Origin of the sequence: Paenibacillus sp. J5C2022 (assembly GCF_025567625.1) — a bacterium.
Lineage (GTDB): Bacteria > Bacillota > Bacilli > Paenibacillales > Paenibacillaceae > Pristimantibacillus.
This window is the reverse complement of record NZ_JAOQJC010000016.1, coordinates 1-13,358: the sequence shown is the minus strand read 5'-3', so window position 1 is coordinate 13,358 and position 13,358 is coordinate 1. Positions and strand designations below refer to the sequence as shown.

The 13,358-nt window shown below is 49.9% G+C and carries 7 protein-coding genes; 2 read left to right on the top strand and 5 right to left on the bottom strand.

Annotation, left to right across the window (positions count from 1 at the left end; translation table 11 throughout):
• Window positions 1-78: 78 nt before the first annotated feature.
• Together M6D81_RS14505 and M6D81_RS14500 are read left to right on the top strand one after the other, a co-directional pair.
• Window positions 79-723 (top strand): TetR/AcrR family transcriptional regulator, encoded by a 645-nt coding sequence (locus M6D81_RS14505; protein WP_262677623.1) that lies wholly within the window; start codon window positions 79-81, stop codon window positions 721-723.
• A 104-nt stretch (window positions 724-827) separates the two neighbouring features.
• Entirely contained in the window at window positions 828-2,237 is a 1,410-nt protein-coding gene (locus M6D81_RS14500; protein WP_262677622.1) for an alpha/beta hydrolase family protein, read from the top strand.
• A 966-nt stretch (window positions 2,238-3,203) separates the two neighbouring features.
• Here M6D81_RS14500 and M6D81_RS14495 read toward each other — a convergent pair.
• The 5 genes from M6D81_RS14495 to M6D81_RS14475 form a co-directional block, all read right to left on the bottom strand.
• Complete coding sequence (locus tag M6D81_RS14495) at window positions 3,204-3,635, bottom strand: hypothetical protein (protein WP_262677621.1); 432 nt, start codon at window positions 3,633-3,635, stop codon at window positions 3,204-3,206.
• The gene (locus M6D81_RS14490) at window positions 3,619-4,092 is read right to left on the bottom strand and encodes a MerR family transcriptional regulator (protein WP_262677620.1); all 474 of its coding nucleotides are present in this window, start codon (window positions 4,090-4,092) and stop codon (window positions 3,619-3,621) included. The genes M6D81_RS14495 and M6D81_RS14490 overlap by 17 nt, the downstream gene beginning before the upstream one ends.
• A gap of 326 nt (window positions 4,093-4,418) precedes the next feature.
• Complete coding sequence (locus M6D81_RS14485; protein ID WP_262677619.1) at window positions 4,419-8,924, bottom strand: RCC1 domain-containing protein; 4,506 nt, start codon at window positions 8,922-8,924, stop codon at window positions 4,419-4,421.
• A gap of 91 nt (window positions 8,925-9,015) precedes the next feature.
• Window positions 9,016-10,170 carry a response regulator gene (locus tag M6D81_RS14480; RefSeq protein WP_262677618.1) on the bottom strand — a complete coding sequence of 385 codons (1,155 nt, stop codon included), beginning with the start codon at window positions 10,168-10,170 and terminating at the stop codon, window positions 9,016-9,018.
• Between the two features lie 6 nt (window positions 10,171-10,176).
• Window positions 10,177-13,278 carry a hybrid sensor histidine kinase/response regulator gene (locus M6D81_RS14475; RefSeq protein ID WP_262677617.1) on the bottom strand — a complete coding sequence of 1,034 codons (3,102 nt, stop codon included), beginning with the start codon at window positions 13,276-13,278 and terminating at the stop codon, window positions 10,177-10,179.
• Between the last annotated feature and the right edge of the window lie 80 nt (window positions 13,279-13,358).

The following is a 13,358-nucleotide window of genomic DNA, read 5'->3' as shown; positions in this document are numbered from 1 at the left end:
GAATGGCCAATGTTGACATATCATATGGCTTCGTTTATCATTTTAGATACATTTAAATGTATGTGTAGGAGAATTGAAATGGCCAGAAACAAATTTCCGGAAATTACACGAAAGAGAATTATGGAATCTGCTGTTAGATTATTTACGCTGAATGGCTGGAGCAATGTAACGGTTCAAGATATTGTAGATGATGTAGGAGACATTACTCGAGGTGCTTTCTATCATCATTTCAAAACAATCTCAGATCTCATTCAGTCCATCACCAAAGAGATGTTAATGGAACATCATGTTTTTAATGAAATTAACGATTTAGAAAACCTGAATGCGCTGGATCGTTTAAGAAAAGGAATTTCGTACTCGATCAAACAAAGTATAAAAAACGGTGACCTGTCAAGCGCTTCTCGCAAAATGAATTCAGCTGATTTTGTTTTTAGCCGTATCACAGAAGGTATGAGAGTAGTTGCGCCAGGCATTCAAAAAATCATTGAAGATGGTATTCAAGACGGTTCGATCCAGGTTGCTTATCCAAAGCAAACAGCAGAAAGCTTTACAATGCTTTTTGATATTTGGATGAATCCGGGAATTTTTCACGTAAGCCGAGAGGAATTTGTTCTAAAAATTGAACATATCGGCTTGATGTTTGAAGGAATTGGCATGCCAATTGTCAACAATGAATTGAAAGTTATCTTTCTAGAGCTGTTTGATAGTGCCCAAGAACAATAAACTACTCCATGTAGTTTATTATTTTGACTATTTACATTCATTTGAATGTAAAAAAATTTAATCATATACATTCAATCGTATGTATGTGGAATGGAGCTTCTATTATGAGAAACTTTGAGATTATTTTTGTCGCTATACTGGTATTATCAAGCATTTTTTTGTTTTATAAGCAACGTGGTTTAACAAAGTATAATGTCGCCATTTTATCGGTTAATTATTTATTTTTATTGGCAACTATTATTGCAATCGGGGCAAACTGGCGCATGATACCTTCGTATTTTGTGTTACTGCTTTTAACACTCCAGGTTTTTATCAAACCCGGTAACACAATGGTATCCAAAAAAAGGGAAGTGCAACTATTAAAAGGGGCAGGTATTGTTGCAGCGGCTACTGCCATAGTTATATTACCAATGCTATTTCCCATTCTCACCTTTCCAAAGCCTACTGGCGAGTATGCGGTAGGGACTCAAGCATTTCATCTTATCGATCAGAATAGAAAAGAATTTGTCGTTCCAAATAGTCAAGTCTATCGTGAATTGATGGTACAGGTTTATTATCCAGCTGAAAAGGACTCGGGCACTCCTGCTCCTTACTATGAAAATATCGATGCATTAACTAAACAATTATCAGTTACACAGGGATTCCCCTATATCGCAACAACTCATTTGGGATTGACAAAAACACATTCGTTTACAAATGCCACACCATTACAAGCAACAGAAAAATTTCCACTTCTTTTATTTGCGCATGGAATGAGCCTATATAGTCAACAAAACACCTTCCAGTTGGAGGAGTTGGCGAGTCACGGTTATGTAATCGTTGCGCTTAACTTTACCGGCGACGCGGCAACAACGGTTTTCCCGGATGGGGATCAGGTTGATTTTACACCCATTGAAAACACAATCACTTTTTTAAACAATCGGATTAAGCTTTGGGAACAGGATGCCGCTTTTGTTTTAGATGAAGTAATCAAAGCTGATTTTGATAACAAATTTAAGCCAATTGCTGCGTTAATAGACTATGATCATATTGGTATGTTAGGTCATTCTTTTGGCGGCGCCACTTCCGCTCAAATGTTGGTAAAGGATAATAGAATAAAGGCCGCTATTGATATGGATGGCGGATTGTATGGCGATCCTATGCCGAAAGATGGTCCCGGAAAGCCGTTTATGCTGATGAATGCCGAGGCTTCTATCAAGTTCATGGAGGAGGCGAACAGTCAGGAACCAGGAAACAGGGATGAATTGTTTGTGGAATCCTATTTGAGAAATAAAACAATTGAAAAGCCTGGTGTGTACACAACGTTGATTCCTAAAACCAATCATGGCAGTTTTACAGACTTAGCAGCAGTTTCACCGATCATTAATGAAGCAGGCGCAGATGTAAATGCGATTTATCAATTGATTAACGAAATGGCACTTGGCTTCTTTGATAAACATTTAAAGGGAATTAATGATAATAAAATTAAGGAAATTCAGGAGGACCATCCTGAAATCAACTTAACCATACATTAGAACGTTGTAATCGCTTCTGTGTCGTAGGCGGGAGCTGAGAACGATGAACATCCGCTCTCCATAGTCAAGCGCGAAGTAATACTCAGTTCCCTCCGCTTAGGCTTCGGCCCCGAATGCTACAAAATCAAAAACACGACTTTCATTGGTCGTGTTTTTGATATCATAATCGATATAACCTGCTCAAGATGCCTATTCACCGAAACAGATCTCCCTCCAATTCTATTAATGAATAAGCAAAAAAAGCCCTTTCAGTTGAAGTGGCTTTTCTTATGTTATGGAATATCGAATCCTTCTATGAGCTCTGTCGGCATCCCTTAGCATTCGTGCATAGTCAATAGCGCACCCGGGGTTGTTTTCCCAAAAATAAATTCCAGGACCAAGCCAGTCATAATCTTTGTCACTGGAACGCATTTTATCCTCTTGAAGTAGTATTCTTTCAGCGACAGCTTTATCGCAGCCATGAAAGCCAAGTACGAAATTCGGCAAATTGGAATACATCATTTTTCTTGATATTGTGGCGTAAGTTTACCGTCCTTATCCACAATGCCTGCCTTTTGCAAGAACTCTAAGGACTTCCCACGCGGCTCATGCTTGCTTACACTACTCCCACAACGTTATTTCTGGTTATTTTATGTGTTCTGACTTTTAATTTTACCGCATGTTACCGGATTGTTACCGCGATCACACCCCACAAAGTGACGATAACCTTCGAAGCCTATTCCGATTACTTTGCGGGGACCCCGACAGCTAAGTCGTCTTCCTTTTCAGGGAGTGTATCATTCACTCCCTGACGCGGACTGAACCCCTGACCTCATCGCTGCCAGCGATGCGCTCTACCGCCGTGATCGGTTTCACTGCCCCAATCGATAGCAACACAAGTTTGAATGTGCAACTTTGATCAACATGTTCGATCAAGAATGAGCAGAGATTCCTTACTTGCTTTGAGCAAGTCTGCAGAGTTAGCTGTTACTGTGGCTGCAGACCACTAGACTGTTTTTTCTTCATTCTTGTGCCCAGTATGATCAAGGCGACATAGATTACGATTGCAATCGAATCAATTAAAGTATCATTAAGCGCCGAAATGTCAAGCAATGCCGTTACGCTAAGAATGACCATCAGTCGGATGATCAGAATCGCCACGATCATCCATGCGGCAAACCGGATCTTCGATCGATCACTTTGAAATGACATGGAAGTGAGTGCGATGCCGATGACCAGATTTTCCGCCGTTATTATGTGCCAAACATAAGTGAATACCGTCTGGGTTTCCATGGATATCGCCTTAATGTCGAGCGTCGGCAGCACAACGGATTGCCCGTTCCATACATGCGTGACCGCAAACAGCATTGCAAGAACGCCTGCAATCAGGTAGTAAAAATTCCTAACCTTGATGGTCATCACAACCCTTCTTGGAAATTTCCGCTTCATTCTTTCTGATATCCTTGAAAATTTTGCGGACAAATTCTGCCAACTGTTGGTCGCTTTCGTCATTAAAGTCTCTTAGCGTTTCGGCTGCTCTGTTGAGCAGTTGACTGACCATTTCTAGATGGGCAATCTTCTTGCGCGTTTCTGCATTCTTGGCATCGAGGAACGCAGCAATCTCTTCGCAGTAATCAGGGTCAATATTTTCCATCTTTCGGAAACCTAATTTCCCCCGCATTTCATCAAGAGAAAAATCCGCGTACTGCATGATCTGAATATTCATCAAGTCTATGAGGTCGTCCTTCGAATACCTGCGGTACCGGTTGTCTTTCCGAGACGGCGAGACGATCCCAATCCGGTCATAATACCGAAGCGTATCCTTCGGCAACCCAAGTATCCGCGAAACCTCTTGTATAGAATAAAGTTTTTCCATGAATTCAGAATAACATTGGAGTTGACTCCAATGTCAAGTCGTTTTTTGATGCGTATTGAAGCAATTTCTGACCGTGTTGCTAATTCTCTGGGTTATTAAGACGACCTGCGACTCGCCGAAGCAGATCGCAGCGGTAAATTCAGATGCCGTGCTACTTCATTGAATCATTTCCTTTCCGTCCACACAAGACAAACCCTCAGGATTTCGAGAACCCTGCCAAATCAGAAAAACCACTTCGTATGAAGTGGTTTGGATTCTTGTTTTTGGTAAGCCTAGGAGGATCGAACCCCTGACCTCATCGCTGCCAGCGATGCGCTCTCCCGCTGTTATCCATCTATCATTCCAAGCGTTCTCATCGTTCTTATGAATACGACTGCTGCCTGCGCGCGTGTTGTTTCTCCCTTCGGACTGAACATGTCGGCGTCAATGCCTGTCATAATCTGAAGCTTGACCATCAAGCGCACGTCCTCCAGATAGGCTTTATCTATATCATTTATGTCCTTGTAGCCGTACAAACTTACCCGTTCCTTAGTGAACGGGAGTTTCTCCAGCGCAATGACGGCCGCCAGCATGCTCGCCATTTCCACGCGGGTCAGCGGTTGATCCGGCTTGAAGCTCGTGCCGTTCACAAAGTCTAGCAATCCAAGCTCCTTCGCAGTCGCTACATCACCGTAGTACCACGTCCCGGACTTCACATCGTCATAAGGCTCTGTGATTCCGGTAGATGTGCCTCGTCCTAGCGCCCGAACGAGCATGGAGGTGAACTCCGCTCTCGTTACGGCTTTGTCCGGTCTATACTTCCCGCTGCCAGCTCCGTTAACCAGCCCTTTTGCAGCAGCAAGCTCGACGTACGATTGGGCCCAGTGCTTCTGTATATCGGTAAAGCTCACTGCATTGTCCGCTACGACATACATGCTGTTGGAATGTGAGCTGATCATGACATACCACGTGCCATCGATCCGCATGCTCCGAGCTGTGACAAAATCGAACTTCCCGGTCTCCTCATTATAGCGGAATGCGCCCCATTGCGACGGCATGCCTGACCTATTTTTCGGCATCGGAATCACTCTTGTCAGCGCCTTGCTGAATTGATCCGCCGTCCCGATTGTTTGGCCTGTCTTCGGGTTTAAGATATCGATGCGGAAATCGACAATCGCGCCCATTACTTTGCCTTTCGGCAAGTCGCTTGCCAATGCTGTCTGTATGCCTCTATCGCCGGACTTGTCGGTCAAGGTGATCTTGAAGCTGATATCCTCTGCCTGGAGGCCGTCTGCGGCAAGCAATTCCTTCAGTCCGGGTATGAGCGATGCCAGATGGACCGGTACTTGATAACTGCCGTAAGGCGCTTGAATCTTGATGATAAAAGCGGCGTTATTCCCTTCAAAACGAGTTAAAACGCTTGCCGGCAAACTGACGTAAATCACTCCGTCCTTGGGCGTTGCTTCCAACGTGACGGACGGCTTCGCGGTGTCGATGGTATCCGGATCTAGCGGCACACCGTTATTGTCGATGAACGGCCCGGAAACGGTACCGCTGCTATTGCTTGTGATGGACTTGCCGCTCACCGTCACCGTCGCGGATTGGTCAGCAACCTCCACGCCGTTCAGATACACCGTCAAGGTGTGGATGACATCGCTTGTGGTCGCGTTCTGCGGGATTGCGACGGTTGCCGCCGCGCTTGCGGCGCTGTCCACGTTCGCAGTGGCGGATTCCGCTCCGTCTACATAGACTTTAACCGTTTGCCCGGCGAGATTCGACCCTGTTATCGCGACTGCAGCATTTCCTCCATCACTGGACAATATTGCAGGGCTTGCGGAAATGCCAATCACGACAGGCACCGCTATGGTTAAGCTCATACTTGACGCGTCAAGCGTATTATGAATATTATTTTCAACCGCGTTCCCGGCGACTTTAACCTCGTAAACGCCGTCGCCGAGCGGGCCATTAAACGTCAAGGTATACGTACGCGATAATTCATCATAGGTTGGCGTGTAATCTGCAAATGGCTCTCCGTCCTTCGCTACGCTAATGAGCGCAGACGCATTGGCAGAAGTCAACTCCGCTCCGTCCGACGCCCAGTAGACCGCTTCGCTGACGGTAACGGTCACGAAGGCTGGCGGAGTCGTGAAAATCTGATTAGCGGTGAAGCCGTCGAAAACAACCGTAGGCTTGGTGGTGTCATACAGGTAACTGGCAGTTGTCGCTTCATTGCCGTTGCCTGCCGCATCGGTCACGACTTCCGCCGGAACGATTACCGCCACCGCCTGACCGCTCGCGATCGGGTTGATCACGGCGGAGTAAACAGTCGCAGTGACAGAAACGAAATCCGAAACGGTGCCGTTGCCGACAACGATGTCGCTCTCATCAAAGCCGCTTGCGGCTTCGCTGAAGGTGACGGTAATCGGGAAAGCGGCATTAACCGTTCCGCCTGCAGCGCTTGATAGAGTAACAATTGGTTTCGTGTTATCTAGCTCAAAGGGGTTCGAAACCTGACTCTGCACATTGCCTGCCTGATCGGCTGCGCGGATGTGCAAATACCAGCTGCCGTCTCCGCTAGCTTGCGTCAGCGTATCTCCGCTCGCGAATGCGGACCATCCGCTGACGGGGACGCTCGCGCTTTGCGTCCAGGCGTATTGGAGCGAAGCAGGATCAAGTCCGCTTTCCGCATCCATAACCGTTACGAAGCTTGCTGCGGTTTTCCCGGAAGAGGCATTGCCGTTCACGCTGAATTGAATATCGGGGGGCGTGGAATCTCTCAGCACCGTAATCGTATAGGTTTTGCTTGGCAGCAAATAAGGTTCGACGCGAATTGGAATGACAGTTGACGGCCCTGCTACGTTTACGGCAACTTCAGCGCCGCTCGTTTGCCGCTCATTGTTGATAAACAATGCCCCGCCCACAGCGTCTGCGAGTGTCGCCGTAACCTGCACGGTTGAAACTGAGGGGCCGATATATGACGTTACAGCGGTGACCGAAGGCTGAAACGGCTCAACGAATGCACCCTCTTGCAGCGTCAATCCGCTCAGATCGGCACTTCCCGGAACGGTTGTTTGACCATAAAAATTTAATCCCCAACCAACGACGGAACCGTTCGATTTGAGTGCCAGGGAATGGTAATACCCTGCTGCAATAGCGACGACCCCGCTTTGCGCCTCCGTCGGCACGGTCGTTAGACCGTAATCATTAAGTCCCCATGCGACGACAGTACCGTCTGCTTTGAGTGCCAGCGAATGGTGTATTCCCGCTCCGATGGCGACGACTCCGCTTTGCGCAGCAGAAGGCACGGTCGATTGACCGTTACCATTTTTTCCCCATGCGATGACGGAGCCGTCCGTTTTGAGCGCCAGCGAATGGTTTCCTCCCGCTGCAATGGCGACGACTCCGCTTTGCGCCTCTGATGGCACGGTCGTTTGACCGTACTCATTATGTCCCCATGCGACGACGGAGCCGTTCGATTTCAGCGCCAGCGAATGATAATACCCCGGAGCGATGGCGATGATTCCGCTTTGCCCCTCCGCAGGCACGGTCGTTTGACCGAAAGTATTATCTCCCCATGCGACGACGGTGCCGTCCGATTTCAGCGCCAGCGAATGATCATGCCCCGGAGCGATGGCGACAACTCCGCTTTGCGCCTCCGTCGGCACGGTTGTTTGACCGTAATTATTATATCCCCAACCAACAACGGAGCCGTCCGTTTTGAGTGCCAGAGAATGGGACCATCCCGCTGCGATGGCGGCGACTCCGCTTTGCGCCTCTGATGGCACGGTCGTTTGACCCCAATCATTATTTCCCCATGCGATGACGGTGCCGTCCGATTTCAGCGCCAGCGAATGGTACCTTCCCGCGGCAATTCCGCTCCCTTTGACCGGTGAAGCGAGTCCGACCGGCACAGTCGTTTGACCGTAGTCATTATTTCCCCAAGCGACGACGGTGCCGTCCGATTTCAGCGCGATGGAATGGTGAAGCCCCGCTGCGATGGCGACGACTCCGCTTTGCGCCTCTGTCGGCACGTTCGTTCGACCGGAACCATTATATCCCCAAGCGATGACGGTGCCATCCGATTTCAGCGCCATGGAATGGCCATGTCCCGCTGCGATGGCAACGACTCCGCTTTGCGCCGCCGATGGCACGGTCGTTTGACCGGAACCATTATATCCCCAAGCGATGACGGTGCCGTCTGCTTTGAGTGCCAGCGAATGGTTCAATCCCGCTGCGATGGCGACGACTCCGCTTTGCGCCTCTGATGGCACGGCCGTTTGACCGTAATTATTATCTCCCCAAGCGACGACGGTGCCGTCCGATTTGAGCGCCATGGAATGGTTTCTTCCTGCTGCGATGGCGACGACTCCGCTTTGCGCCGCTGAAGACACGGTCGTTTGACCGGAATCATTATTTCCCCAAGCGACGACGGTGCCGTCTGCTTTGAGCGCCAGCGAATGGGTATATCCCGCCGCGATGGCGACGACTCCGCTTTGCGCCGCTGAAGGCATGGTCGTTTGACCGGAACCATTATATCCCCAAGCGACGACGGAACCATCCGATTTCAGTGCCATGGAATGGCCAAATCCCGCTGCGATAGCGACGACTCCGCTTTGCGCCGCTGTCGGCACGGCCGTTTGACCGTCAACATTATATCCCCAGCCAACAACGGAGCCGTCTGCTTTGAGCACCAGCGAATGGTTTGCCCCGCCGGCAATCTTGACAACCGCCCGGCTGCCGCCTCCCGCCTCCGCAGCATAGGTGAGAGGCGCGCCGATCGGAAGCAGTAAACCGGCTAATAATGCCAGGATCATCGCGACATGAACGAACATGCGCGTTTTTATTGTCAACATGTGATGACTCCTTCCGACATTTTTTTCATTGCTTCGCCCATTATACTTCAAGACACTAAAAGCAAACTGAAAAGAAAACGCCGGATGGCAGCTAGCCGTCCGATGTGCGATTCAACCAATCATGGGGATTCAATGCAATAATTTCAACATCAAGATCAAGGACAGCGCCCAATTCTTTCCGATAGATTTCATCACCGACATGCGCAGCATATTTTCTAGCATCGGCCGCACTTCCCATAAGGAGATACAGGGCAATCATTTTGGCGTGGATCCGCTCGTCGAAAGGGAACCGTTCGGCCCATGTTTGCAGTATCGGCACAGCGCTCCGATAACGCCCCAACTGTACATAGGCATGAACAATCTCCTCTAGCTGCTCCTCGTATCGGAATTCCAGCTCCGTCTTCCGCAGCGATGCCCAACCGTAATCGTGATCTTGCAAATATCCGCCCCGGTACAGTTCGACCGCCCGCTCGGCAAGCGCGAGGTCGAACCCATCGCTCTTGATTTGTCCGCACAACCGCTCATACTCGTACAAATCGCAATGGTCCGGGGATAGCCGCAATCGGTAACTTCTGCTGCCGCCCTTGGATTGTTCTATGACGTCGTACAGGCCGCTTGCCTCCATATCCTTGCGAAGCTGGTAAACGGTACTGTACAAGTTCGCCAGCGTCCGCACTGGATCCCGGCCAGGCCAAAGCGCCTCCATGATCTGCGCTTTATCGACCGGCTCCCGGTTGTGATGAATCAAATAAGCGAGCAGCTCTTCCGATTTCGAATTGCGAAATCGGACAGGCTCTTGGCCCGTCATAATCGCAAAGCGGCCGAAACAGTGAATCGTAACACTCTTCGTACCGACGCGGTCGCCCGCGTTGCCTTCCGATCGTAATTGTCTTTGGAGGCAACGATGCAACGTTCTTTGCATCCGTTCTTCTGTAACCGGCTTCAACAGGTAATCGATCGCATCCGCGTCGAACGCATCCACTGCATATTCGTCATATGCCGTCACAAACGCGATACAGATGTCCTCTCGAATCGATCGTATGCTTTGCGCCAATTGCAGTCCGTGGCTATCCGACATTTCCATATCGAGCAGCACCAGATCGACCGGTTCTGCATGCAGCCGCGCCATAAACTCGTCAACATCCGTAAACAGACCGCAAATGTCCACGCCGGTAAATGCCCGCAACACTCTTTCCACTTGTCGCAGCGCAGGTGACTCGTCATCGACGGCCATCACTCGAATCATACTTCGTCAACTCCCATCAGGAAATCGCATCGTCACTTTTGTTCCTTGATCTTCCTTGCTGTCCATTTCCAGCCCGTAGCCGTACATCCGCAGCATTCTCGTCTGAATATTTCGCAGCCCTACGCCTCCCTGTCCATCCTTGTCCGCGAACAGCGCTTGCAGTAGCGGCTGCGGCATCCCCATTCCATCATCCTCGACCGTAACGATGACAAACCGCTCTTCCTGCCGTACCGAAATGCCTACCGTTCCTCCTTTTTTTCGTTTCATGATGCCATGACGCACCGCATTTTCCACGATAGGTTGAAGCACAAGCGGAGGGAGCATGCAATCCGCATCGGCATCGATCGCATAGACCACTCGCAACCGATCCCCGAAACGAGCCTTTTCGATGTCCAAATACGATTCCGTAAGTTCCAGTTCTTTACTCAGCGGCACCAGCTTGTCCACATGATTGAAATCGAAGCTGCTTCGCAAATAGCGGCTTAGCTTGATAAGCAAACGGTAGGTCGTCTTCGGATCATCCAGCGAGAAAGATACGATCGTATTCAGGGCGTTATACAGAAAATGCGGCTTGATCTGCGCCTGCAAGAACGCGATTTCGGAGTCGACCGCTTCTTCCGCCGACCGTTTCATGTGGAGCAGCGTCCGTACACGCACCTGCAGCTCGTAGGTATTGAACGGTTTCGGCAAAAAATCGTTTGCCATGGCGGCGAAGCCGTTCAGCAAGTCTTCTTGTTCATTCTTCACCGTCGACAGCAGTACAGGCAGATCGGTAAGCGAGTACTTCTGGCGTATGATGCGGCATGTATCGTAACCGGACAACCCCGGCATCATCACGTCGAGAATGACCAGATCGACGCGGGGACGTTGCTCCAGCAGCTTCAACGCTTCCTCTCCGCTGCGGGCAACAAGCACGCGATACGGTTCTATCGCCAGAGCGCTAAGGATGACCCGCAAATTGACCGGATCGTCGTCGACGGCCAGAACCGTGAACTGCGCATTCGTCACGGGTCCATGCTCTGCTGTCGCTGCAGCGAGTTCTGCGGATAACTCGATCGTACCGATCAAAGACGGTGTGTTCCGATAGTCCGTGGCGTGTTCCGTTTGCTCTTTCCCTATGGGCATCGTGAAAGAGAACGTAGAACCTTGCCCCAGAATGGAGGAGACTTCGATGGAGCCGTCATGAAGCTCAATGAGCCGCTTCGTAATGCCAAGTCCAAGCCCGGCGCCGCCATATTCCTTCGCGACCGCCGTGCCGACCTGTTCGAACGAACAGAAGATGATCTCCTGTTTGTCTTCCTCAATCCCGATTCCCGTATCGGATACGAAAAACCTGACCATCTCCCCATCGGTTTCCGCAGTTACGGTAACTTCGCCCGCTGCCGTGAATTTGATCGAATTTCCTATCAGGTTATAGAAAATTTGGAGGAGCCGGTTCTCATCGGCGTATACGAGCGGGAGTCCGTCCGCCAGCCGGATGTCGAGCCGAATCGGCTTCGTTCCGATATAATGGTGGAACACTTGGAGGTTGGCGGTGAGCACTGCCTTTACATTCACTTGCCGGCGATCTAGCGAAACTTCGCTGTTTCTTAGCCGGGAAAAATCCATAATATCGTTAATCAGATTGGACAATCTGCGCGCCACTGAGACGACGGTGGCCAGATTGTCCCGCTGCACTTGCGTCAGGCTCCCTTCCGCTTCATTCATTACGGACTGAGATAAGTTCATGATCCCGTGAAGCGGTGTCTTCAGTTCATGTGAGGTATTTGCGAGAAATTCGTCTTTCTGCTTATCCATCTTAAGGAGCTTGTCCGTCATCGTTTCGATCGTCCGAAAGGCGCCTGTGAACCGTCTGGCCAGTGCAACGGCTTCGATTAACACCATCACCGTGATGCCTAACGGAACCACAGGCCTGCCGAACCCGTGATAACGCAGCGGGTCTGTTAAAAATAAAATATCGTGAATAATCGCCACAATGATGACCAACGCACCGAACAAATGCAGCCATGAGCCTTCCCGCTTGTTCCAAATAGCCACCGCGATGCCGATCACTTGATAAGACACGCTCATGAAAGCAACATAGTGGAACAAGCCGATCCACTCCGTATAGATTTCCGCCGGAAATAGGACGATGGTTGCCATGAATCCGACGCAGATCCATACGAGTGGCTTGATTATTTTGTCAGCGTACTGTTCAGGAAATAGCTCCCGCCGATACATGGTGGCGAAGGTAATCGCGCCATAATAAGAGAAATATTCCATGAAAGTGAGCAAGCCGATATCGGTACTCGGGAAAGACCCGAGAATCAGAACGTCTCTGACAGCCGGCACCCGAAAGGAAATGAGTAGACAGATAAGTCCGAAATAGAGAGCGGACCGTTGCCGCCGACGCAACACATAGATAACGAGATGGTAAACCCCGATCATGAAGGTGCTTCCGAAAAAGATCATATCCCAGGCAACATCGCCTGCGCGCGCGGCGGCAACCCGATCCGGAGTGCCCAACTGCATCTCGTACCAGATGCCGCCGTTCGGATAATAATAATTGGAGACCTGCAGAACGATATCGAACTCACTGGCAACGGGTTGGAAGGTGACCGATTGCGGGACATACGCCGCGTATGCCTCCGCCTTCGATTCTGCAACCTTGCCGCCCTCGGCCACCGTTCGGCCGTCGATCATCATTTTGTATGCAGTGGTGATAACCGGAATGTAGAGAGTAAGAGGCCCGATATTCCCGCCAGTCTTCACTTTCAAGCGGTACGTCGCATACCCGTATCCGGGCAGTGGGCTTCCTTTCAAGCGATACTTGTCCCATACGCCCGGCATGTCAGCATATCCGGTTGGCTCGGGAGGATTCGGTCTTCCGAAGTCGCTGCCGGGCAACAGCCGCTTCCAATAAAACTCCCATTCGCCATTGAGAACCGCTGTGCCGTCTCTGTGAAAGTCCCGCTTCGTCAAATCCAGCACGCCGCGTTCCGCTCTGGGCGGAGCATTCCTTTCATCCGTCGGTTGGATCTGCATTAGGAGAAGGAGCATACCAGAGAGCGTGAACAACACAACTGCAAGCGTAGAGATTTGACGGTAACGTTTTTGAATAGTGCGCATGTCATCCTTCTTTCCGTTCAGGGAGAGCTTCTTTCTTTATATTACCATAATCTATGAAAATAGTGAGAAAAGACGTTACA

Excerpts from the sequence above, each read along its gene's own strand:
- M6D81_RS14475 (WP_262677617.1), bottom strand. The coding sequence starts at position 13,278 with ATGCGCACTATTCAAAAACGTTACCGTCAAATCTCTACGCTTGCAGTT.
- M6D81_RS14495 (WP_262677621.1), bottom strand. The coding sequence starts at position 3,635 with ATGACCATCAAGGTTAGGAATTTTTACTACCTGATTGCAGGCGTTCTT.
- M6D81_RS14490 (WP_262677620.1), bottom strand. The coding sequence starts at position 4,092 with ATGGAAAAACTTTATTCTATACAAGAGGTTTCGCGGATACTTGGGTTG.
- M6D81_RS14485 (WP_262677619.1), bottom strand. The coding sequence starts at position 8,924 with ATGTTGACAATAAAAACGCGCATGTTCGTTCATGTCGCGATGATCCTG.
- M6D81_RS14480 (WP_262677618.1), bottom strand. The coding sequence starts at position 10,170 with ATGATTCGAGTGATGGCCGTCGATGACGAGTCACCTGCGCTGCGACAA.
- M6D81_RS14500 (WP_262677622.1), top strand. The coding sequence starts at position 828 with ATGAGAAACTTTGAGATTATTTTTGTCGCTATACTGGTATTATCAAGC.
- M6D81_RS14505 (WP_262677623.1), top strand. The coding sequence starts at position 79 with ATGGCCAGAAACAAATTTCCGGAAATTACACGAAAGAGAATTATGGAA.